This window comes from Hymenobacter properus, from assembly GCF_015694735.1.
Classification (GTDB): domain Bacteria; phylum Bacteroidota; class Bacteroidia; order Cytophagales; family Hymenobacteraceae; genus Hymenobacter; species Hymenobacter properus.
On sequence record NZ_JADQDP010000001.1, the window covers coordinates 1,455,165 to 1,477,909 of the forward strand.

Below are 22,745 nucleotides of genomic sequence, written 5' to 3' on the forward strand. Positions count from 1 at the left end.
CTCGGCATAACGTTCTTTTTGCGCAAGCCAAAGCTGGGGCTACAAGCTCAGCGGAATCACCCGCTCGTTGCCGGCTTGGTCGGTGAGGTGCAGCTCGGCGGGGCCGTGCAGGCGCGGGCCCAGCGTATCCGAAGCCACGGTGAAAAGCAGGGCCTTCTTGTGCTCGTAGCGGAGCATGCGGAATTTGCCGCCGATGAGCAGGCGGTAGCTGGCCAGGCCCGACATGTCGTCGCCCACCGAAAAGGACAGCTGTCCCCCGGCGCGCCCAATGAGGCTGCCACGCGGCGCGGTAGTGTCGCGCAGAATGCGGTAGGAGGCAAACTGACGGATATTGGCCGTAATCTGGCCTTTGTCGTCCCACACGCCGCCTAGGTAGGCACGGGCGCCGCTGGCCGTGGCCGAGTAGATGGCCGTGCGGCGCGGGTCGGCGGGCGGGGTGGCGGGCTTGAGGGTGAGCACGGCCGTGTGGTAGAGCGGCTGCAGCGGCGAGCCCACCGTCCAGAAGCCGCTGCCGGTGGCCTCGGGCTTGAAGCTCGTGCTCAAATAGAGGTTGCCAAACAGCGTTTCGGGGCCGAACACCAGGTTGAGGTGGTTGGTGGCGTAGCTGGTTTCCTTACCGGCCGGAATCATCACCTGCCGGTCAAATTTCTTGGTGATGCTGCCGAATCGGATGGAATCGGGCAGGCCGGCGCGCAGGTCGTAGAGGTACACGTTTTCGCTGTTCTGCGTGTAGCTGGGCTTCACTTCGAGGCGGCGGTTGCCGCGCAGCAGCGTCAGGTTGGCGCCCACCGAGTCGGCGCTGGGGTCGGCCACCACGGCCTTCAGCAGGTTGCGCGTCACCTCGAAGCGCAGGGCCGGGCGCTTCACGGCAGCCGAGCGGGTTTTGAAGTACGCGGGCTGCTCGCCGCGAATGACCAGGTGCACGGGCGTTTGGTTGTTGTAGGAGTCGGCCAGCGTGATGTCGATGTTGTAAACCTTGCCGGCTTCCACGTTCAATCGGCCCTTGGTGGGGCCGGTGGTGTACATCGCCAGGTCGTTGCCCTCGTCCACCCACAGCTTTTGCAGGGTGCGACCCTGGGTGTTCTGGTACAGGAAATCGACGAAGTTGCCCACCTGCCGGGTGCCTGTAGGGAAGGGAATGGCGTCGATGTTGTGCTGGTAAAACGGCTGCCCGTTCACCGTCATCGTCACCCGCTGAATGCCGTTTTTGTTCCAGGCATTGTCAAACCTATCGAAGCCCTGCACCAGCAGCCCCACCGTGCCATAGGCGCTGATGGTATCGGCCCAAGTGGTGGTGGCGCCCGGCGCCGGCTGCAGCTTGGGCACAAACAGGGCTTTGGCAAACACGTTCTTCACCCGCGCCTCAATGCCCAGCGGCTCCACCGCAAACGCCTGCAACACCGGCCCTAGGTGGTCCTGAATTTCCGGGAAGCCACCCCACTGCAGCGGGTTGTACTGCCGGTCCTGGGCGTCGCGCACTTCCCAGTGCAGGTGCGGACCCGCCGAGCCGCCGGTGTTGCCGCTCAGCGCCACAAGCTCGCCGCGCTTCACGGGGTACTTGTCCTTCTCAAAAAAGGCTTCCAGTTCGTAGCTCTGCTTCTCGTACTGCCGCCGCAGCAGCTCGGCGGCAAATGCACCCTTGAACTCGTTCAGGTGCCCGTATACCGTCGTCGTGCCGTTCGGGTGGGTGATGTAAAGCACGTTACCGTAGCCAAACGACGACTGCTTCAGGCGCGACACGTAGCCGTCGGCCGCCGCGTACACGGGCTGGTTCACCCCGCCGCCGGTCTTGATGTCGAGCCCGCCGTGGAAGTGGTTGGGCCGCAGCTCGCCCATGCTACCGGCCAGGAAATTGGGCTTGCCAGGCGCAATCGGAAACATAAAATAGCCCGGCGCCACGGTGGGGCGGCCGGCACGCAGCAGCTCGCTCACGGTGTGGCGGTCGCGGTCGGCGGTATCGGCTTCCTGCCCTCCTACTCGGCTGGCCGCCCCGGCCGCAAGGGCCAGCGCCAGTCCGATTATCAACTTCGCTTTATTCTTCAAAATCTCAGTAATCAAAAGAACGTCATGCTGAGCGCAGCCGAAGCATCTCTACCGCGCAATGCAATTATTTACTGCTGCGGTAGTGATGCTTCGGCTGCGCTCAGCATGACGGGCTATATTCAAAACACACCACTTCCCTACTTCACGTTCAGCTCCAGCAGCTTCTCCCCTTCCAGGTAGCCGGTCAGCTGGTCGCCTAGCTTTACGGCGGCCACGCCGGCGGGGGTGCCAGTAAAAATCAAATCGCCCATTTTCAGCGAAATGTATTTCGACACGAAGCTGATGATTTTGGCAAACGGGTGCAGCATCAGGCTGGAATTGCCGGTCTGGCGGGTTTCGCCGTTCACTTCGAGGTGGAAGTTGATGTTGGCCAAATCAGCGAATTCGCTCACCGGCTTGAACGTGGGCGAAATGGGGGCCGAGCCGTCGAAGGCTTTGGCCAGCTCCCAGGGCAGGCCTTTTTTCTTGAGCTCGCTCTGCAGGTCGCGGGCCGTGAAGTCGATGCCCAGGCCAATGGCGTCGAAGTAGGTATGGGCGAATTGCTCCTCAATGTGGCGGCCGTTTTTGCTCACACGCAGCACCAGTTCCAGTTCGTGGTGAATATCCTGCGAAAACTCGGGCAGGAAGAATGGCTGGCCGCGCTGCAGCAGCGCTGTTTCGGGCTTGAGGAAAATGACGGGCGCGCTGGGCACCTCGTTTTGCAGCTCGGCAATGTGGTCGGCGTAGTTGCGGCCGATGCAGATGATTTTCATGGAAGGAGGCTCGGGAGGCGGGGAAGGAAGTCAAAACTACGGCCTTCGGCCGGCTTGCGGCAACCCGTCGGGCAGTTTTTCGGCCGCTCAAGCGCGCCCGAAAACATTTACCCGCCCGCCTGCCGTATAGCCGCCAACCAAACGCGCTGCCTTGCGGCGTGGCTGTTTTCTCTTTTCCCTCCTAGCTATGTTCAAAAAACTCACCCTTGTAGCCAGCCTGGCCTTTGTGGCCGCCTGCTCTACGGTGCCCATCACGGGCCGCCGTCAGCTCAGCCTCGTGAGCGACTCCGAAATCAACTCACTGGCCGCCACGCAGTACCGCGAAGTTATTGCCAAAGGCCCGCTGTCGAACAACTCGCAGGATGTGGCCATGGTGCGCCGCGTGGGCCAACGCATCCAAAGCGCTGTGGAAACCTATTTCCGCCAGCAAAATGCGTCCGACCAGCTAGCCGGCTACCAATGGGAATTCAACGTCATTCAGGACGACAAGCAGCAGAATGCCTGGTGCATGCCCGGCGGCAAGGTGGCCGTGTACACCGGCATCCTGCCCATCACGCAGGATGAAAATGGCCTGGCCGTGGTAATGTCGCACGAAATTGCGCACGCCGTGGCCAAGCACGGTTCCGAGCGCATGAGCCAGGGCCTGGTGCAGCAACTCGGCGGACAAGCGTTGTCGGCGGCGCTGTCCACCAACGCGCCGGCTACCCAGCAACTGGCCCTGCAGGCGTTTGGCGTGGGCTCGCAACTGGGCTTGCTGAAATACGGCCGCAACCAGGAATCGGAAGCCGACCACCTGGGTCTGATTTTCATGGCCATGGCCGGCTACAACCCCGACGGCGCCATCACGTTCTGGCAGCGCATGGACGCCCGCGAAAACCAGGCTTCCCCGCCCGAGTTCCTCTCCACGCACCCCTCCAACGGCACGCGCATCGCCGACATTCAGCGCGAGCTGCCCGAGGCGCGCAAATACTACACGGCCCGCTAATTCAGTTAATGGCTAACGATTAGTGGTGAGCGCAACCGCCAGTCACTCATCGTTAACCACTAATCACTAACCCATGAAATTTCTCCCTCGTCTGCTTGGATTGGGCTTGCTGAGCTTGCTGGTGATGCTGGCGATGTCGTGCGAAAGCACGAAGACGGCCACCAACGAGTTCGGCAGCCCCAACCGGATAAGAGGCGAGGTAATTGCCAAGCCCGAGAGCCGGCAGATTGTGCATTTCACCGACACCACCACCGAGTACAAGACGCCGCGCAGCGAGATGGCCCGGGCGTTCATCCGCCAGTTCAACGACGGCACGGTGGTCGATAAAATTCAAGTGCGCAAGGCTCCCGGCATCGCGGGGGCGCCGGTTACCTACTACCTCATTGGCATGGGCTTGCGCGGGGGTACGTTTCGGGCCATGGCCCTGCCGCTCACCAGCGGCGGCGACAACACGTACTACCTCCGCCCTTCGGCCGAGCGCTACACCATCACCAGCGTGGGCTGCCCGGCGTGCTATTTCAGCTTCGAAAACGGCCGCATTGTGGGCACCAACTGCACCGAAAGCTACCCCGGCAGCCACTGCGACCTGAAGGTGGAACCCAACAACGAACTGTTTGCCAACAAATGAGCACCACCGGCAAATGGCTGCTTCGCGCCGCCCTAACCGCCCTGGCCGTCCTCATCACCACCGACCGGCCCCGCATGCAAGCCTCCAAAACACCAAAAAAGCCCGCTGAGTAGCGGGCTTTTTTATTGGCTGGTTTTCAGGAATGAGCCCAAGCAAAAGTGCGAATCCGATTTGCTAAGTCCGGAATGTTGACCCGTTCGATGGGATGCGGGGTGTTGGGCAGCACCGCGTATTGCATTTGGGGCAGCTGCTCGGCTAGCTGGCGGCTGGCGTCTCCCCTTTCGGGCGTCAGGTCGCCGTCGCCCATCAGTACCTGCACGGGCACATGCAGGGCGGCAAAGTCAGCGGCGGCCAGCGGCGGTTGGGCGCCGGCAGCCGTCATCAGGCTGGCGGTGGCGCGCACCACGGCAGTCCAGTCGGCGGGCGCGTGGCGTTGGCGCAGCTGCTCGGCAAAGGCAGGCACTTTGGCTTGCATCTTCTCGGGGTCGAGGAAGCGGGTTTCGGCCGCTGCGCTTTCCGGCGACCAGTCCAGCTTGGTGCCCAGCGTGGTGATGCCGGCAAACCGCGCCGGCTCCTGCCGGGCTGCCAGCAGCGCCGCGTAGCCACCCATGCTGTAGCCAAACACGTGCGCCGGCCCGGTTTCGTGCGCTTGCAAAAACGCCAAAACCTCCTGCGCAAACTGCGGCAGCGCGAACGTCTCCGGGTGCACCTCGCGCCCGCCGTGGCCGGCGAAGGCGAAGGTTTTCACTGTAAAATCGGCCGCCAGCAGCTCGGCCAGTGGCTCCAGCGTGGCGGGGCTGCCCAGGGCGCCGTGCAACAATAGCAGCGTCGGTTTCATGCTCAGCCCGTGATTTCGGTGGCTAGCGCCGCCAGGTCCAGCCCATCGAATGTGCCCGACGACATAAGCAGCAGGTTGGCATTGGCCCATTGCTGCGCGCGCAGGAAGGTGGCCAGCTCGGCGCTGTCGGTAATGACTTTGATGTCGGGACGCTGGAAGGCTTCGGCCACGGTGGCGGCGGCCAGCGGCGGCAGGCGCTTGTGCTCCAGCACGTGGGGGTTGAAATACACCACCGCCACGTCGGGCGCATCGAAGCAGTGCGCGTACTGCGGCAGGAAATCGGGGTTGAGGCTGCTGAAGGTGTGCAGCTCCAGGCAGGCCACCAGGCGGCGCTGCGGATACTGCTTTTTGAGGGCCGTGGCAGTGGCCTTGAGCTTGCTGGGTGCGTGGGCAAAGTCCTTGTACACCACCGACGTGGTGCCTTCCTTCACCAGCTCCAAGCGCCGGGCGGCGCCGGGGAATGAGGCCACAGCTTTGAAGAAGTCCTTGCCTTTGATGCCCAGCTGCTTGCACACCTCCTTGGCAGCCGAGATGTTGCGCAGGTTGTGCTCGCCAAATACCTGAATGGGCACCTCCTCGTCTTTCTTGTTAATGAGGAAGGTTTTGCCGTTGCGAATGACGTGCTCGTGCGGGCCGTAGCCGATGTAGGTGACGTCGGGGTTGGTGGGCACGCTCACCAGCTGCACCTGCTCGTCGTCGCGGTCGTAGATGAGCACGCCGGCTTTGGGCGTCATGTCGGCGAAGATGCGGAACTGCTCACGGTAGATTTCCTCGGTCGGAAACACGTTGATGTGGTCCCAGCTGATGCCCGAAATCACGCCGATGTGGTGCTGGTAGAGGTGAAACTTAGGCCGGCGGTCTACCGGCGATGACAGGTATTCGTCGCCCTCGATGATGATGATGGGCGCGTCGGTGAGCTGCACCATCAAATCGAAACCGGCCAGCTGAGCGCCCACGGCGTAGTCGAACTGCCGGCCGTGGTAGCGCAGCACGTGCAGAATGCAGGCCGTGATGCTGGTTTTGCCGTGCGAGCCGCCAATGACGATGCGCTGCTTGTCGCGGCTGGCCTCGTAGATGTACTCGGGGAAGGAATACACCTTCAACCCCAGTTCCTGGGCGCGGCGCAGCTCGGGGTTGTCGGAGCGGGCGTGCATGCCCACAATCACGGCATCGAGGTCGGGCGTAATGCTCTCGGCGTCCCAGCCCTCTTGGGCGGGCAGCAGGCCGGCAGCGGCGAGGCGGCCGCGGGCGGGCTCAAAAATTTCGTCGTCGGAGCCCGTCACGCGGGCGCCCTGGCGGTGCAAGGCCAGGGCCAGGTTGTGCATGATGCTGCCGCCCACGGCAATGAGGTGGATGCGTTGCGGCGCAGCAGTTTGCGGAAAAAGCGTATCGGAAGCCAAATCAGGTAGTTGTTAATTGTCAGTTGCTCGTTGTCAGTCAGGAAGCGCCGTAACCGGGTATGGCAACGGCCGTCGAAGCTGCCCGAACTGACAACGAGCAACAAATAACTGACCACCAAAAAGCTGGGGCGCGAAATTACGAAAGCCCGACCGCCGCACCCTTCGCATAGCCAAAAGTTTCGAATTTTCCAGCGGCACTTTTCCCCGGCTTACGGGTTAGCTTTGTATAGAAGGCGTGCCCGACTGTTTTTTTAATCGGGCCGCCCGTTGTTCACTCGCTGCTCCAATCCCCTTTTCCCAACCGATGCCTGACCAAATGGACGACCGCCTGAAGCAATCCGCCGCCCGAGCCAAAGCGGCTTGGAACGGCCGGGGTGCAAACGGAATGGTCCCCTTTAATGCCAGTGCGGCCGGCAAGCTGCCGCCCCAGGCGCCTGAGCTCGAAATGGCCGTGCTCGGGGCCCTGATGCTGGAAAAAGATGCCCTGACCTCGGTGATTGACCTGCTTAAGCCCGAGAGCTTTTACAAAGACGCGCACCAGCGCATCTACAAGGCCGTCATCCGGCTGTTCGACAAGTCCGAGCCCATCGACCAGCTCACCGTGGTGCACGAGTTGCGCGAGATGGGCGAGCTCGAGGCCGCCGGCGGCCCCTTCTACGTGGCCAACCTCACCCTCAAGGTGAACTCGGCCGCCAACGTGGAATACCACGCCCGCATCATCACCGAAACCGCCATCAAGCGCGAGCTGATTCGCATTTCGAGCGAAATTCAGAAGGACGCCTTCGAGGACACCACCGACGTGTTCAAGCTGCTCGACGACACCGAGTCGGCCCTGTTTGAGGTGTCGGAGGCGAACATCCGCAAGAACTTCGACGACATGCGCAGCCTGATGGGCAAGGCCATCAAGGAGCTCGAAGAAAAGAAAAACCAGAGCGACGGCCTCACGGGCGTGCCCACTGGCTTCTCGGCGCTTGACCGCGTTACGAGCGGCTGGCAACCGTCTGACTTAGTGATTATTGCTGCGCGCCCGGGCATGGGCAAGTGTCTCGGCAAAGGTACCAAAGTGCTGATGTTCGACGGCGACCTGCGCAATGTGGAGGACGTGTTGCCCGGCGACCTGCTGATGGGCGACGACTCGACCCCGCGCCGGGTGCTGAGTATTGCCCGCGGCCGCGAAAACATGTACTGGGTGCGCCAGAACAAGGGCGACGACTACCGCGTGAACGAGAGCCACATCCTTTCGCTCAAACGCTCGCGCAACGAAGGTCCGCACCGCCACGGCGACGTGCTCAACATCACCGTGAAGGACTACTTGGCCAAAGGGCCGAAATTCCGTTCGAACTACAAAGGCTACAAAGTGCCCGTGAAGTTTGAGGCGCAGGAGTTGCCCGTGGACCCGTATTTCCTGGGTGTGTGGCTCGGTGACGGTTCTTCTAACGATTGCCGCATCACCGGCCAGGACCAGGAAATAATTGATTACCTGCACGAGTACGCCGCCGCGCTGAACATGCAGGTAACGGTAGGCGTGGTCGAAAACCGCTGCAACAGCTACGGCATCACCAAAGGGCGACAGGGCGGTAACATTGCCGAATATTCCTTACAAGATGAGCTGCGGCAGTTGGGCGTATTGGGCAACAAGCACATACCACGCGCCTACGCTATCAACTCGACCGAAAACCGCCTTCGCCTGCTGGCCGGTCTGATTGACAGCGACGGCCATCTCGACCCGGTTTCCAACGGCTACGAAATCACCCAGAAAAACCACCGCCTTGCCCGGCAAATCAAATTCCTGGGCGACTCGCTGGGTTTCCGTACGTCGCTCACGAAGAAGCGCGCCACCATTTCCAGCATCGGCTACGAAAGCGAAGTGTGGCGCGTGCGCCTCTATGGCGACATCAACCGCGTACCAGTGCGCGTGGCCCGCAAAAAGGCCCAGCCATGGGCCTCGCCCGTCGATTGGCGCCAGACAGGCATCACGGTGGAGTTCGACAAAGTTGATGATTATTACGGGTTTGAGATTGACGGCAACCGGCTGTTCCTGCTGCAGGACATGACCGTGACGCACAATACCGCCTTCGTAGTCTCGGCTATGCGCAACGCGGCCGTCGATTTCAAGAAGGCCGTGGCCATCTTCTCACTTGAAATGTCCTCGCTGCAGCTCGTCAACCGTCTGATTTCGGCCGAGGCGGAGCTGGACTCCGAGAAAATCAAGAAAGGTAGCCTCGCCGACCACGAGTGGCAGCAGCTCAACCACAAAATCACGGCTCTCTCGGCGGCGCCCATTTACATTGATGACACGCCCGGCCTGAGCATCCGCGAGCTGCGCACCAAGTGCCGCCGCCTGCGCTCGCAGAAGGACGTGCAGATGATTATCATCGACTACCTGCAGCTGATGAGCGGCAACACCGACGGCCGGGGCGGCAACCGCGAACAGGAAATCGCCAGCATCTCGCGGGCTCTCAAGGGCATTGCCAAGGAGTTGAACGTGCCCGTGCTGGCGCTGTCGCAGCTCTCGCGCTCGGTGGAAACCCGTGGTGGCGACAAGAAGCCGCAGCTGAGTGACCTTCGTGAATCGGGCTCCATCGAGCAGGACGCCGACATGGTAATCTTCCTCTACCGCCCCGAATACTACGGCCTCGACCAGGACGCCGAGGGCAACTCGACGCAAGGCGTGGGCGAAGTCATCATCGCCAAGCACCGAAACGGCTCCCTCGAAACCGTGCAGCTCAAGTTCATCGGCAAGTTCACCAAGTTTGCCGACCTCGACGGCATGGGTGGCGGCTTCGACCCCGGCAACTACCAGACCATGAGCCTGCCCGCCAGCAACTTCGACAGCGAGCCTAGCCCATTTGCGCCTAACACCATTCGCCTGGGCTCGAAGATTAACGAGTCGCCGGTGCCGTTCCCGAAGAGCAATTTCAGCAACGAGGAGCCGCCTTTTTAATTGATGGAAACAGAACTGCAGGCGGCACAGCCCCATGTGCCTTTGTATTCGGCGCGGGCCATTCGGGGCTTTTCCATGCTGTTCAGTGCCATTGCGGGCGGCTTCCTGACGGCCCAGAACCTGCGCGATGTGGGCCAATCCGAGGCCGCACGCAAGGCGCTGTGGGGTAGCATCGGCTACACTTTGCTGCTGCTGTGGCTCACGTCGTACTTGCCCAATCGGGTGGGCGGCACGTGGCTGCCGTTGGTGATTGGCTACGCAGGGGCCATGGGCCTGGAAGCTTATTCCAAAAAATTCGTGCCGAACTGGATAGACTTTCCGACTAAAAGCATCAAAAAACCCCTCCTGATTTGCCTGGCCATCACGCTGCCGCTGATAGCTGCGATTGTGTATTTGGCTGCGGTTGCCAGCACCGTGTCTGGCGGCCTATTTCAGTATTAATTGCTTACCGCACAGCCTGTACGCCTCAGCCTTAGGGATTATTCCAGCGCCGAGGCAAGGTTGCAGGTGCTACTAAAGCGCAGCAGCTCGGGGCTGGTTTTGAAGCCGCGGCCGCCAAAGCCTTTGCTGTATAATTGAATGTTGGTGCGCGGCCGGTCCCAGCCGTCGCTGCTTTCAGAATTGCTGCCGTCGCTGGCTTCCAGCACCGCGCCGCGGCGCACGTGCAGGGCGGTGCACATTTTATCGGCGGTTTTGGTGGCATCGGTCAGGGCGAGGGCGGCGGCTTCGCGGTGCAGGCTGTCGGCGCGGCTGTGGCCGTAGCCCAGGTCCTTGATGCGGCTGATGCGAGTCGCCAGCAGTTCTTCGAGGAAGGGCGAGAGGCGCCGCAAGTCGTTGACTCGCACCGTGACGGATTGCGATGAGTTGAAGCCCAGGAACACTTCCTTGCCCTTCACGTAATCAAATTCCTTGTTGGAAGAAGTACTGCTCACGCGCACCTCGTTGGGGCCGGGCGCGTAGCGTTTGGACAGCACCAGCACCTGGTCGACCACCGCCTGCACTTCCGCTACGGCGTCTTTCAGCTTGGGCCGGGTGAAATCAGCGTCCACTGTTAGCTCCGCATAATCTGGGTACACCGTCACGCTGCCGTACCCAACGCTGCGCACCTGACGCGGTGGGGCGCCCGGGCCGGCAGGCGCCTGGCAGGCACCCAAGGTGGTGAACAGTGGCAAAAAAGCAAATTTCCAGGCTGGCTTCATAGGGTTGGTTTTTAAACCAGAACGCGTCATTACTGCCGATATTGCCAATTCCGGCCGGGGTCAGAGGCTTACCTTCGCGCCATGACGGTTTCGCTGGTCCTACTCTGTTTTTTTGCCGCGCTGGCCGGCTTCATCGATGCTCAGGTGGGCGGAGGCGGGCTTATTCAGCTGCCCGCCATGGTGCTCTTGCTGCCCGAAGTGCCATACGCCACCGTGCTGGGCACAGGCAAAGTGGCCAGCCTGGCCGGCACGGCCGCGGCCCTGCGCCGCTACCTGGGCGGCCCCGACGCCGTACCGCTGCGCTGGCGCACGGTGGCCATCACGGCGCTGGTGGCGGGCGGGTTTGCGCTGCTGGGCGCCCGGGCCGCCAGCAGCCTGCATAAAGAAGCGGTGCGGCCGCTGGTGCTGGTGCTGCTCTCGGCCATGGCCGTGTATACGTTGTGGCGCAAGGATTTTGGCAGCCTGCACGCCCCGCGCCTGCACGGGCGCCGCGAGATTATCACGGGCGTGGCGCTGGGACTGGCCATCGGTTTTTACGACGGCTTCTTCGGGCCGGGCACGGGCAGCTTGCTGCTCTTTGCCTTTGTGGGGTTGTTTGGCTACGATTTTCTGGCTGCCTCGGCCTCGGCCAAGTTCGTGAACGTGGCCACCAACATTGCTGGACTTGCTTTCTTCATTTCCACGGGGCACGTACTCTACCAAGTGGCCATTCCGATGGCTATTTGCAACATGCTGGGCTCTACGCTGGGCGCCCGCATGGCGCTGCGAAAGGGCACCGGCTTCGTGCGCGTGCTCTTTCTGGTGGTAGTGGGGGCCTTTATTCTGAAGCTGGGTTGGGAGACGTTTGGATAAAAAAACAGGTCCCGGAACGAGACCTGTTTTTAGCTAAGCGCTGATAAAATGCTTACTGGGCACCGGCGGCCTTCACAAACCGGGTGCTCTGGCCAGTGGCCGCGTTGCGCAGGTAGTACACGCCCGCGGGCAGGGCCCGCACGTCGAGCTGCTGGCGCTGCACCGGCGCCATTTCCACTTGCTGCACGCGGTGGCCGAACTGATTGAACAGCTCCATGGAGCTGCCCGGGGTACCGGCCACGGTGATGAAATCGGCGGCCGGGCTCGGATAAGCGGCCAAAGCCGTGGCCGCCGCCATGCTTTTCACCATCACAATCGGGCTGAATGCTTCCTTGCCATCGGCATCGACCTGGCGGAGGCGGTAATAGCTCACGGCCTTGGGCGCGGCATCAACAAACTGGTACTGACGGGGCTGGGTGCTGTTGCCGGCGCCCTTCACCTGGCCAATAGCCCGGAAAACATCCAACTCCTCTTCAGCACGTTCCACCACAAAATGGTCACTGTTGTGCTCCGAAGCCGTGCTCCAAGTTAGGGCCACGCCGGTACCCGTGGCTTTGCCTTGGAAAGACACCAGCTCGACCGGCAGCGGGGTCACGCTGCCGTAAGCCTCAAAAACATCCACGCTGACGCTGGCGTTGAGGAGGCCGGTGGTGCGTATTTCGATTTGGTTGATATCGTCGGCTACGGTGAATTCCACCGCCACCTTATTGGTACCGGTGGCGCTGAGGTCGAGCAGCGAGCTTGCCGCGAAGTTGTCCACGGCCGTTGAGCTGTTGTTCATGTAAGTGCGAATGCTGGTGCCGTTCAAGATGCCCAAGTCAACGTTCGAACCCATTTGGATAATTAAGCCGGCCCGGCCACCACGACGAACCGTTGAGGGAAAGGCCAGCCGCAAGCGGGCGGCACCCAACAGTACCGGCGCCTCAATACGGGCCGCTGTCGAAACGGAGCCATCCACCGAACGTGGCTCGTTGGTGGCGTTCAGCGAAGAAACCACAGAGGAAGCATACTGCCATGGCTGCGCAACGGACTGCTGAGCAGCACTTGTGAGGGAATTGCTTACCAGCAACAAAACGCTAAGGAAAGTCGCTCGAAAGGATAAGTAAGAATAACGCATACAAAGAGGGATAAAAATCATACCCTCCCGCAAAAACAATATTTTTGCCAAACGCGCTACTGTTATTTAATGCTTTGCCAGCAAGTAATTTAAAGAAAACACCTAACTCGATAATAGTACTAATTTTGGAATAACAGAATCAAAACGGGAATAAAACCACTTTCTATATATTGCTTATTTAATAATAAATTAGCTAAAAATATGCCCCACCAAGCAATTAACATGTTGGTTTTATAAGTCAGCAAAAACAGAAGCAAGTACAATAGATATAACAAAATCCAGAATCGTTATCTTAGACCCTTGTGCTCGCCAAGGGCATAAAGCAATGCAGGGTTGGTCAAAATTTTACAAAATTGACCAACCCCGCATTGCCTGTTGTTTGCTCTGTTTGTTAGGCCACAACTGCCAGTTCGCGGGTTTTGCGCTGCTGCTTGCGCCGCCGGTTTAGCCACATGATAGTACCCGTGACGGGGAAGGTGGCGCCGAGCAGCGTCATCACCAAAGCCAGCGCTTTGGTGGGCCAGCCAAAAATGGCTCCCGTGTGCACCGGCTTGAACAAGCCGCGGATGCGCTGGCCCAGGGGGCGCTGGGCATACGTCTGGCCGCTGATGACCTGTCCGGAATATTGGTCGAGGTACACCTCATCGGTGGCATTCTCGGTGATGGCGCCGGGGCGCAGCACGGCCACCCGGATACTGCCCTTGGGGTCTTTAGGCAGCTGCAGGGCGTAGAACTCAGCGTCGGGGGCTTGCTGGCGGGCCAGGGCCAGCACGGCATCGGCCGCAAAGGCCGGCGCCCCGGCGCCAACTGGCGCGGCCGACTCGGGGGCTTCGGGGCGCTTCAGCGGCGAGTGGGTGAGCTTGTTGATGCCCTCCCCTACCCAATCGAACGACATGCCCACGCCGGTGAGTGCGATGACGAACAGAAACACCGACGCGTAGAAGCCCAGCACAATGTGAAAGTCGTGGTTGAGGCGTTTCCAGCTGCTGCCCCACTTCACCTTCAGGCGGGCGCTGAAGGCCTTGCGGGCGGTGGGCCACCACAGCACAATGCCCGTAGCCAGGATGAACAGAAACATGGAGGCACTAATGCCCATCACCAGCTTGCCTACTTTGCCGGCCACCAGGCCGCGGTGCAGCATCTCCACAGTCTTAAAGAAGTTGTCGCGCGGGTTCAGCTCGCCGGTAACGGCCCCGGTGTAGGGGTTCACAAACACACGGGGGCCACCGCCCTCGCCGCCCTTACCGCCTTTTCCACCTTTGCTGGGGCCTTTGCCAGGTCCCCCCTCGGCGGGCTGGCCAGCGCGCTTTTCGGTAGCTTTTTGCTCGGCGGCAGCGCTTCCGGGGCGGCCGGCACTTCCCTTGCCCCCTTCCGGCGCGCCGGCGAGGCTCACTTCCACGGTGCGGGTGGGGTCGGCATACACTTTGAAGCTGCCGATTTTGGCTTTGGGCTTGTAGGCGCGCACGGCTTCGGCCACCTGCGCCAGCGCTAGACGCGGCGTGCTGGCCGGCGCCACAAAGTAGCGCTCCGAGTGCCAGGCTTGCTCCAGCTCTTTTTCGAACGCCAGCACGCAGCCGGTGAGGCACACCCACACAATGACTAGCCCCGAGGCGAGCCCCAGCCATAAGTGAACAGTGCGGAAGGCAGATTTAAGCGGAGTCATCGGGCTTTCAGAAAACGAATTAATCAGAAAAAATACCCAGCGCAGGGTAGAATTAGGCACAGCGGGCCGGCCGCTTTGAGAGCAGCCGGCCCGTTGCAGGCGGAATCATCCTAGAGTTTGTAGCCCAGCGTGGCCGAGAAAGTGCGCGGCGCAATGGGATTGATGCTGTTGTCGTCGTGCAGGTTATAGCTCAGCTCGTTGAGGAGGTTGGCCATTTTGAAGCGCAGCGAAAACCGGTCGTAGGAGTAGTTCACTGAGGCATCGAAGAGGAAGTAGTTGGGCACGGCAATGAGCTGGAAGGCATCGGCGCCGGTGGCCCAGGGGCGGCCGGTGGCGGGGTCGAGCAGGCGGGAGTTGCGGCCGCCCAACCGGTCGCCCACATAGTAGGCCGTGAAACCGGCGCTCAGGCCGCGCAGGGCGGCGTTGTTGGCAAACACGTTGGCGAAGCTATAGAACACGCTGGCGTTAGCCGTGTGGGCGGGAGCATAGCGCAGGCGGCTGCCGTTTTCGTAGATGTTGCTCTTGGTGTAGGTGATGGTGTTGTAGCTGTAACCGGCAATGAGCGAGATGCCATTGACAGGCCGGCTCTGCACGTCTACCTCCACGCCCTGGCTGGTTACCTCGCCGGCCAGCTCCTGCGGCGCCGTCACCTTGCTAGTGGCAAAGCGCGGGTCGGTGGGCAGGATGGACTGCGCCTGGTTGCTGTTGATGATGCGGTAGGCCGTGGCGTTGGCCGACAGGGCACCTTTGAACAATTCGTTCTTGATACCCACTTCGTATTGGTCGATGAGCGAGGGGGCCAGCGCGTTGCCCTGCTCGTCGAAACCGGAGTTGGGCGCGAAAGAATTAGAGTAAGACGCAAACAGCGAAGTAGTCTTAATGGGCTGGTACACCAAACCCAGGCGCGGCGAGAAGGCGTTGTCGTAGCGGCGGTTTTCGGCCACGGTGGGGGCGTTGGTGGCCGGCAGCGTCAGGGCCGGGTAGGTATACACGTCGGAGGGCGTTTCCTGGTAGCTCCAGCGCACACCGGCCAGCACTTTCACGTGGTCAATCAGGCTGATGAGGTCCTGGGCGTAGAAACCGGCGCGGCGGGTGTTGCCCAGCGTGCGGGTGTTGTAGCGCAGGGCGTCGTAGCCGCTCACTACGCCTTTGGGCGCGCCCAGCTTGCGGCTGGGGTCAATGATGTTGAGCGAGTCGTAGGCCTGGTTGATATAGGAAAGCGCGTTGGTGTTGTACTGGTCGGCATCGGCGCCCACCAACACCGTGTGGCCGATGCGGCCGGTGCGCAGCGTGCCCGTGAGGTCGAGCTGCGCCAGGAAATAGTTTTCGGCGGTTTGGGTGCGCTGCAGGTTGCGCAGCCAGTTGCCGTAGTTGCGGCCGGGCTTGATGACGTTGGCGGTAGGGCGGGCGGCGCTGCGCAACTCGTTATCGTAGCGCTGGAACGAACCCACCGCGCGTACCTGCCAGCTGTCATTCAGGCGCGAGGTGAGCGTGGCCGTGGCGCTGGTTTGGTTGGTGGAGTTGAGGGCATCGGCCGTATTCAGAAAGCGGCTGCGCGAGTCGTATATCTGGTAGTTCACTGCCCCGATGCCGTAGTCGGGCGTGCGCCGGTCGCGCAGGTAGTCGCCCTCAATTATCAAGTCGGTCTTGGGCGTGAGGCGGAACAGCAGCGAGGGGTTCACATACACGCGGTTGGCGCTCACGCCGTCGCGGTAGCTGTCGCCGCGCTCGTAGGTGCCGTTCAGGCGGAAGGCCACCTTGTCGCTGCCGGCCACGGCGCCGTACACGTCAAACTGCGGCTTCACGAAGCCGAAGCTGCCTAGGCGCAGCCCCACCGAACCGCCGCGCTGAAACTGCGGCTTCTTGGTGACGAGGTTCAGGATGCCGCCGGCCGCCACGTTGCCGTAGAGAATGGCCGCGCTGCCCTTCAGCACTTCCATGCGCTCCAATGAGCTTACTTCGGGCATGATGCCGTTGTTGAAGCGCACACCATTTTTGAAGGTGTTGGAGCTGCTGTAGGCAAAGCCGCGGCTGCCGATTTCTTCCTGCGTGCCGCCGGTGGTGCCCATCACATACACGCCGCTCACGTTGGCCAGCACGTCGCTCAGGCGCAGGGCCTGCTGCTGCTCCAGCACGGCCCGCTCGATGGTGACGGTGCTCTGCGGGTTGTCGAGCGGGGCAATGGGCATTTTGCCGGCGCTCACTACGCGCTGGTTTAGGCTCTTGGCGCCGGTCACGGTCACTTCGCGCAGCTGCTGCTCGCCGGCGGCCAGGCGCACGGGCTGGGCGGCCACGCTTTGGCCGGGCTTCACTTCCACCGTCACCTCCTGCGGCGTGCAGCCCAGGCAGCTGATGGTGAGCACCTGCCAGCCGGCCGGAGCCTGCAGGCGGTAGCTGCCATCGGGGGCCGTGTTCACGCCCAGGTCGGTGCCTTTCACACGCACCGAAACCTGTTCGGCAGCTTGGCCGTCGGCCAGCTCGATGCGGCCCGTCACTTCGCCCATCCGGCTGTGCCGCTTTTCGTGCTGATGATGCGGGGCCCCATTTTGGGCCATACTAACCATCGGCAGCAAAGTGCCCGTCAACAGAAGAGGAAGTAGTGCAGAACGCATATGTTATTTAGAAAGATTCAAAATATGCCACAAAGTTGAGCGCTATTTAGAACCGTTCCAAATAAACAGCGTTAAGAATTTTCATTTCATGCTTATGAGTTGAGAAAATGCAAGCCTAAAAACGCGTTAATACATTCATTAACAACAAAAACGGCCCGCATCAATGCGGGCCGTTTTTGTTGTTGCTGTGTGCTGCATCTTAGCTGTGGGCAAGGATGCAGTTAAACCACTGCGGTTAAACCAAGGCTGCCTCTTGCTCCGAAGGGGCTGGCGTCAGCTCGAATACCTCGGCCAGCAGCTCATAAGAACGGCGGCGGTCTTCAAAATCGGCGGTGATGGTGACGGCGGTGATTTCGTCCACACCGTAGTCGGCGGCCATTTGGGTGAACTGGGCGTGCACCTGCGCGGGCGTGCCGCTTACCACGCGGGCCTGGTTGTGCCGCAGGTGGGTTTGGTCTTCGGCCGTGAACTGGTAGTTGCGCACTTCTTCCGCTGAAGGGAAAGTGCGGAACTCGCCCCGGTTGAAGCGGATGAGCTGCATGTCCATGGCTTTGCGCAGCTCGTCGGCTTTTTCTTCGGTTTCGGCACAGAGCGTGAATACGGCCACGTTGGCCAGCGGCTCGGCCAGCTCCGGCGAGGGCCGGAACCGCTCGCGGTAGCTGCGCACGGCCTGCGGGCCGCCTGTGCCGTTGATGAACTGCGCGAACGAAAACGCCATGCCCAGGTGCGCCGCAAACAAGCCACTCTGGCCGCTGGAGCTCAAAATCCACAGCTCCGGCGCGGTGGCCGACTGCGGAATGGCCATCACCCGCTCGTGGATGGTATCAGGCACTTTCTCGTCGCGCAGGTAGGCTTGCAGGTCCATCAACTGCTCCACGAAGTCTTTTTCGTTGAACTGGTTGTTGGGGTTGAGGGCGTAGGCCGTGAGGCGGTCGGCGCCGGGCGCGCGGCCCATGCCCAGGTCGATGCGGCCGGGGAAGAGGCTCTCGAGCATGCGGAAGTTCTCAGCCACTTTCAGGGCGCTGTAGTGTGGCAGCATGATGCCGCCCGAGCCCAGCCGGATGCGCTGCGTGTGGTTGCCGAGGTGGGCCAGCAGCACTTCCGGCGTCGAGCCGGCCAGGGTGTTGGTGTTGTGGTGCTCGCTCACCCAGAAGCGGGAGTAGCCGAGGCGGTCGGCCAGCTGGGCCAGTTCCACGGTTTCGAGCAGGGCCTGACGCGGCGTGGCGCCCGGCCGGATGGGCGACTGGTCGAGCACGTTGAGGCGAAGTTTGGAGGAAGAATTCATGGGTTGGAAGAGGGATAGAAAGCTTAAACCGCTGGCGGGGCCATCCGGTTCGAGAGGCCGGCCCGTGCCAGGAAATGCGCGCCCAGGCCCGAACATTTGCGGGCGTTGCCGGTATACGCACCCGAACTTCTATCCTCTTCTTGCTTATATGAGCGACCTGAACAACGTCATCATATCCGTGGCCGACGGCACTGAAATGCACGCCTACGCCGCTTTCCCCGCCAACACCGGCCCCGTGCCGGGCATTCTGCTCCTGCAGGAAGCATTTGGCGTGAACCACCACATCCGCAGCGTGGCCGACCGCCTGGCCGCGGCCGGCTATGCCGTGGTAGCGCCCGAGCTGTTCCATCGCACCGCCGCGCCGGGACTGGAAATTGCGTATTCGGACTTCAACACCGTGGCCGCGCCGCACTTCCGCGCCATCACCGTGGAAAACCTCACCGCCGACCTGCAGGCCGCCCACGCCTGGCTCAGCAGCCAGCCGCTGGTGATGGGCGATAAAATTGGCAGTATCGGCTTCTGCCTGGGCGGGCGCGTGTCGTTTCTGGCCAATGCGGTGCTGCCGCTGGCGGCCGGCGTGTCGTACTACGGCGGCGGCACCCAGCTGCTGAAGGACCGCGCTGCCGAGCTGCACGCGCCGCACCTGTTTTTCTGGGGCGGGCTCGATGCCCATATCAGCAAAGAGCACATTGCCGAAGTGATGGAGGCCGTGGAAGCTGCCGGCAAGCCCTATATCAACACCGTCATTTCCTACGCCGACCACGGCTTCAACTGCGATGAGCGGCCCAGCTACCACCCGCAAGCTGCGGCCGAGGCCTGGGCCCTGACGCTGGCGTTTTTCAAGGAGAAGCTGGGGGCTTAAGGCCCAATCATTGCCAGAAAAGGGACGTCATGCTATGGCTGCGCTCAGCATGACGTCCCTTTTTTGCAGTAAGCAAGCCCTTTCAGGCTGTACCAACAGTTGCTTCCGGCGCAACCCCTTGCCGCCCCAGGTACTGCGCCATGCTGCTGGCCAGAATAATCTGCAGGGCATGATAGAGCATGAGCGGCAATAGGATGAGCCCAGTAGCCGCGCTAGCCGGAAAGAGCAGACTCGCCATCACGCTGCCGTGCACCAGCGACTTTTTGGAGCCGCAGAACACGGCCACAATCTGGTCGGCCCGCGAGAAACCCAAGGCCCGGCACAGGCCCCAGATGAGGCCAAACACCACCAGGTAGAGCGCCACCATGCCCGCGCTAAGTTTTAGGATGTCGCCCAGGCCGTAGCGGCTGAAAATGCCCTCGGCGAAGGAATCGCAGAAAGCGGTGAAGACAATGAGCAGGATGGTAACCTGGTCGAACACGCGCAGGCCGGCCTTGCGCTGCTCCACGAAGGCGTTGAAGCGGGAATGGAGCAGCACCCCCGCCCCTACCGGCAGCACCACCTGCCACAGCAGCTGCGTGGCTAGGCCCCACAGCTGCCCGCCGCCCGTGCCCGTGTGCAAGAACAGGCTGGTGAGCAGCGGCGTGAGTGCAATGCCGAGCAGGCTGGAAATGCTGGCGTTGAAAATGGCTGCTGGCAAATTGCCGCCCGCAATGCTCACCATCACCACCGACGTGGAAACCGTGCTGGGCAGCGCGCACAGAAAAAAGATGCTTTGCCAGAGCAAGGCACCGCTTTCGCTACCGAAAAAGGACTTGACGAGCAGCGCCAGCGCCGGAAACAGGGCGAAGGTAGCCAGCTGCACCAGTAGGTGCAGGCGCCAGTTGCGCATGCCGGCGCGCAGCTTTTCGGTGCTCAGCTTCAGGCCATAAAAGAAGAAAACCAGCGCCACGCCCACGGTGGTGATGGTATGCCAGGGCACCGGGCTGGCCTTGCTGCCCAGGCCGGGCGCAAAGTAGGCCAGCGCCACCACGCCCAGCAGCGCCAGCAGAAACCAATCGAGGCCGGCGCGGGCCAGCAATTCGGCCAAGCGGCCGGAGGCAGAGGGTTTGTTCATTCCCCAAGCATACGCCAGTGGGGGCTTTAGTGGCCGAAATGAAGCACCAAGCGCACAAAAAAGCGCCGGACCCGCGGGGTCCGGCGCTTTTAATTACAAAACGTCATGCAGAGCGCAGCGAAGCATCTTTACCGCGCAACTAATCAATTTTACTATTGCAGTAAAGATGCTTCGCTGCGCTCTGCATGACGTTCTAGTTAACAACAATCCTACTGGTCGCCGCCCGCGCCGCCGCCACCAAGCCCGGGCGGCGGGGTGCCTTGCACGCCCTGCACGTTGGGCACGCCCATTTTTTCTTCGCGCTTGCGCTGATACTTGTCGAACTGGGCCGGGGTGAGCACGTCTTTAATGGCCGCCAGGCGGGAGCTGCTCACGGTTTCGACCACGCCGGCCAGCTTGCGCGGGTCGGCTTTGTAGCGCAGGCGGGCCGACTCCACGGCGTCGATGCTGCGGCGGTTGATGGCGCGCACTTTCTCGGTTTGCTGGGGACTGAGGCCCAGGTTCTTCTGCATGTTGGCCGTGAGGGCGTTGGTTTTGGCGTCGACCACGGCGGCGTCGGCCACGGGCATGGGTTCCTCGGGCGCGGCAGCAGGCTGAGCAGCGGTGCGGGTTTTGGTTTTGACGCTGGGCTGGCCGGCGGTCTTGGTTTTGGCTTTGACCACGGTCTGGGCCGACGCAGCGGGCGCCGCGGCCACGGCCAGCAGCGACGAGAGCAAAATAACTTTCATGGAAAACGGGGGTGGAAAAGCGGGCACGAAAAGCGGGGCACTTCGGCGGAGTAAATATCGGCAAAAAGCCTGTGCATTCAGCCCCTAACGCCGCGCCAACCACGTTTCGTGCCAGAACAGCCCGAAAACCGGGCCCGCTGGGCTCGCCGGTGCAACCTTTCGGGCCGGTTTGGCATACAAGCGCACATGGGAAAGAACAACCGTACTTCTTCGACGAACTGGCTGCTGGCCGCCGGCCTGGGCGCGGCCGCCCTGGCCGCCACCATGTGGGGCAACCGCCGCGGCTCCTACGACCTCAATCGGCGCGTGGTGCTCATCACCGGCGGCTCGCGCGGGCTGGGCCTGGTGCTGGCCCGCCAAGCCGTGGCTGAGGGCGCCCGCGTGGCCATTTGCGCCCGCGACGAAGCCGAGCTGGCCCGCGCCCGCCAGGACCTGCTCATGGCCGGCGCCGCCGAAGCCGACGTGCTGACTGTGGCCCGTGACATTACCAACGAAACCGAAGTACGCACCATGGTGGCCGAAGTGGAAAACCGCCTCGGCCCGGTGGATGTGCTCATCAACAACGCCGGCATCATCGTGGGCGGGCCGCTCGACAACATGGACGCGCGCGACTTCGAAGATTCGATGGCCGTGCACTTCTGGGCACCGCTGCACGCCATGCAGGCCGTGCTGCCCAGCATGCGCCGCCGCGGGGCAGGCCGCATCGTGAACATTTCCTCGCTGGGGGGCAAGGTGGCCCTGCCGCACATGGCACCCTACAGCGCCAGCAAGTTTGCGCTGGTGGGCCTGTCCGAAGGCTTCCGGGCCGAGCTGCGGCAACACGGCGTCACGGTCACGACGGTGTGCCCGGGCCTGCTGCGCACCGGCAGCCCCGACCACGCCATTGTGAAGGGCCAGCACGAAAAAGAATTTGCCTGGTTCAGCATCGCCGACTCGCTGCCGGGCTTCACGCTCAGCGCCGAGCAGGCGGCCCGCCAAATCTGGAACGCCTGCCGCCGGGGCGACGGCGAAATCATTCTCTCGCTGCCGGCCAAGTTTCTGGCCGCCTTCCACGGCCTGCTGCCCGGCACCACCACCGACATTCTGAGCTGGATGAACCGGGCCCTGCCTGCCACCGGCGAAAGCGCCGCCGCCAACGTGCGCCGCAGCGGCTTCGAAAGCGAGTCGGACCTGACCCGCTCGCCGCTCACGGTCCTCATGCGCAAGGCGGCGGCAAAGAACAGCGAGCTGTAATGAGCACCATTGCTGAAACCAAACGGGCCCGACTTAACAGTTGGGCCCGTTTGGTTTTTACTTAAAGGGTGCCGCGGCGCTTGGTGCCGCCGATTTTGGCGCCCGAAATCTTGGTTTGGCGGCGGCTGTGAATGCCGAGAAAGCCGTTGTGGAACAGGCCGTGGTGCCCATAGCGCCGGTAAATGGGGCGGTGATTGCCAGGCATTATTTTACGGTTCGGGTTGCGGAAAATGCTGGCAGAAGCAGCAGAAGCGTCAACGGTGGTTAATAAACTCAGCAGGCCAACAAGCACAAGAACGTTGCGGAACATACAGGTGGGATTAGTGATAAAAAAATAATCCTGGCAACCGGAAGCGCCCATCTGCAGCATGTCGCTTCCGGGTTCATAACCCCACCCGTGCCGGAAATATTGCCGCGTGGGTTCTCGCAATCGACCATTCAGCGGTTTGCATCGACCAAATCACCTGCGCAATTTTATTGTTTGCCG

Annotated in this window: 19 protein-coding genes; 7 read left to right on the forward strand and 12 right to left on the reverse strand. The window is 61.8% G+C overall.

The window, feature by feature from the left end; genetic code table 11:
- Window positions 1-39: 39 nt before the first annotated feature.
- Both I2I01_RS06070 and I2I01_RS06075 read right to left on the reverse strand, forming a co-directional pair.
- On the reverse strand, window positions 40-2,043 hold the full coding sequence (locus tag I2I01_RS06070; RefSeq protein WP_196285505.1) for a M23 family metallopeptidase: 2,004 nt from the start codon (window positions 2,041-2,043) through the stop codon (window positions 40-42).
- Between the two features lie 137 nt (window positions 2,044-2,180).
- Window positions 2,181-2,795, reverse strand: a complete 615-nt coding sequence (locus I2I01_RS06075) for a fumarylacetoacetate hydrolase family protein (protein ID WP_196285506.1) — start codon at window positions 2,793-2,795, stop codon at window positions 2,181-2,183.
- A gap of 187 nt (window positions 2,796-2,982) precedes the next feature.
- Here I2I01_RS06075 and I2I01_RS06080 point away from each other — a divergent pair, with 187 nt between their 5' ends.
- The gene (locus I2I01_RS06080) at window positions 2,983-3,780 is read left to right on the forward strand and encodes a M48 family metallopeptidase (protein ID WP_196285507.1); all 798 of its coding nucleotides are present in this window, start codon (window positions 2,983-2,985) and stop codon (window positions 3,778-3,780) included.
- Between the two features lie 73 nt (window positions 3,781-3,853).
- Window positions 3,854-4,408 (forward strand): hypothetical protein, encoded by a 555-nt coding sequence (locus I2I01_RS06085; protein WP_196285508.1) that lies wholly within the window; start codon window positions 3,854-3,856, stop codon window positions 4,406-4,408.
- A gap of 136 nt (window positions 4,409-4,544) precedes the next feature.
- On the opposite strand, the gene I2I01_RS06090 is transcribed toward I2I01_RS06085, so the two are convergent.
- Both I2I01_RS06090 and I2I01_RS06095 read right to left on the reverse strand, forming a co-directional pair.
- On the reverse strand, window positions 4,545-5,246 hold the full coding sequence (locus I2I01_RS06090) for an alpha/beta fold hydrolase (protein ID WP_196285509.1): 702 nt from the start codon (window positions 5,244-5,246) through the stop codon (window positions 4,545-4,547).
- 2 nt (window positions 5,247-5,248) lie between these two features.
- Window positions 5,249-6,646, reverse strand: a complete 1,398-nt coding sequence (locus tag I2I01_RS06095; RefSeq protein ID WP_211537837.1) for a UDP-N-acetylmuramate--L-alanine ligase — start codon at window positions 6,644-6,646, stop codon at window positions 5,249-5,251.
- Window positions 6,647-6,950: 304 nt separating this feature from the next.
- Between I2I01_RS06095 and dnaB the strand changes: the two genes are divergently transcribed.
- Window positions 6,951-9,590, forward strand: a complete 2,640-nt coding sequence (gene dnaB / locus I2I01_RS06100) for a replicative DNA helicase (RefSeq protein WP_196285510.1) — start codon at window positions 6,951-6,953, stop codon at window positions 9,588-9,590.
- Window positions 9,591-9,593: 3 nt separating this feature from the next.
- Window positions 9,594-10,031, forward strand: coding sequence for a hypothetical protein (locus I2I01_RS06105; protein WP_196285511.1), 438 nt, complete (start codon window positions 9,594-9,596; stop codon window positions 10,029-10,031).
- A 38-nt stretch (window positions 10,032-10,069) separates the two neighbouring features.
- Here I2I01_RS06105 and I2I01_RS06110 read toward each other — a convergent pair whose 3' ends face one another.
- The gene (locus I2I01_RS06110; RefSeq protein ID WP_196285512.1) at window positions 10,070-10,789 is read right to left on the reverse strand and encodes an SIMPL domain-containing protein; all 720 of its coding nucleotides are present in this window, start codon (window positions 10,787-10,789) and stop codon (window positions 10,070-10,072) included.
- Between the two features lie 81 nt (window positions 10,790-10,870).
- On the opposite strand from I2I01_RS06110, the gene I2I01_RS06115 reads away from it, so the two are divergent.
- Window positions 10,871-11,641 carry a sulfite exporter TauE/SafE family protein gene (locus I2I01_RS06115; protein ID WP_196285513.1) on the forward strand — a complete coding sequence of 257 codons (771 nt, stop codon included), beginning with the start codon at window positions 10,871-10,873 and terminating at the stop codon, window positions 11,639-11,641.
- 52 nt (window positions 11,642-11,693) lie between these two features.
- On the opposite strand, the gene I2I01_RS23510 is transcribed toward I2I01_RS06115, so the two are convergent.
- From I2I01_RS23510 to I2I01_RS06135, 4 genes are all read right to left on the reverse strand, one after another.
- Window positions 11,694-12,638, reverse strand: coding sequence for a T9SS type A sorting domain-containing protein (locus tag I2I01_RS23510; protein ID WP_196285514.1), 945 nt, complete (start codon window positions 12,636-12,638; stop codon window positions 11,694-11,696).
- Window positions 12,639-13,149: 511 nt separating this feature from the next.
- Complete coding sequence (locus I2I01_RS06125; protein ID WP_196285515.1) at window positions 13,150-14,421, reverse strand: PepSY-associated TM helix domain-containing protein; 1,272 nt, start codon at window positions 14,419-14,421, stop codon at window positions 13,150-13,152.
- Between the two features lie 110 nt (window positions 14,422-14,531).
- Entirely contained in the window at window positions 14,532-17,033 is a 2,502-nt protein-coding gene (locus tag I2I01_RS06130) for a TonB-dependent siderophore receptor (RefSeq protein WP_196285516.1), read from the reverse strand.
- Between the two features lie 235 nt (window positions 17,034-17,268).
- A complete protein-coding gene (locus I2I01_RS06135) occupies window positions 17,269-18,318 on the reverse strand; it encodes an LLM class flavin-dependent oxidoreductase (protein WP_196285517.1) in 1,050 nt (349 codons plus the stop codon).
- 148 nt (window positions 18,319-18,466) lie between these two features.
- On the opposite strand from I2I01_RS06135, the gene I2I01_RS06140 reads away from it, so the two are divergent.
- Entirely contained in the window at window positions 18,467-19,180 is a 714-nt protein-coding gene (locus I2I01_RS06140; RefSeq protein ID WP_196285518.1) for a dienelactone hydrolase family protein, read from the forward strand.
- 82 nt (window positions 19,181-19,262) lie between these two features.
- Here I2I01_RS06140 and I2I01_RS06145 read toward each other — a convergent pair whose 3' ends face one another.
- Together I2I01_RS06145 and I2I01_RS06150 are read right to left on the reverse strand one after the other, a co-directional pair.
- Window positions 19,263-20,297, reverse strand: coding sequence for a bile acid:sodium symporter family protein (locus tag I2I01_RS06145; RefSeq protein ID WP_196285519.1), 1,035 nt, complete (start codon window positions 20,295-20,297; stop codon window positions 19,263-19,265).
- A 209-nt stretch (window positions 20,298-20,506) separates the two neighbouring features.
- Window positions 20,507-21,025: a hypothetical protein gene (locus tag I2I01_RS06150; protein ID WP_196285520.1), complete on the reverse strand. Its 519-nt coding sequence runs from the start codon at window positions 21,023-21,025 to the stop codon at window positions 20,507-20,509.
- 186 nt (window positions 21,026-21,211) lie between these two features.
- Between I2I01_RS06150 and I2I01_RS06155 the strand changes: the two genes are divergently transcribed.
- Entirely contained in the window at window positions 21,212-22,258 is a 1,047-nt protein-coding gene (locus tag I2I01_RS06155) for an SDR family NAD(P)-dependent oxidoreductase (RefSeq protein ID WP_196285521.1), read from the forward strand.
- Window positions 22,259-22,319: 61 nt separating this feature from the next.
- Here I2I01_RS06155 and I2I01_RS06160 read toward each other — a convergent pair whose 3' ends face one another.
- Window positions 22,320-22,568 carry a hypothetical protein gene (locus tag I2I01_RS06160; RefSeq protein WP_196285522.1) on the reverse strand — a complete coding sequence of 83 codons (249 nt, stop codon included), beginning with the start codon at window positions 22,566-22,568 and terminating at the stop codon, window positions 22,320-22,322.
- Between the last annotated feature and the right edge of the window lie 177 nt (window positions 22,569-22,745).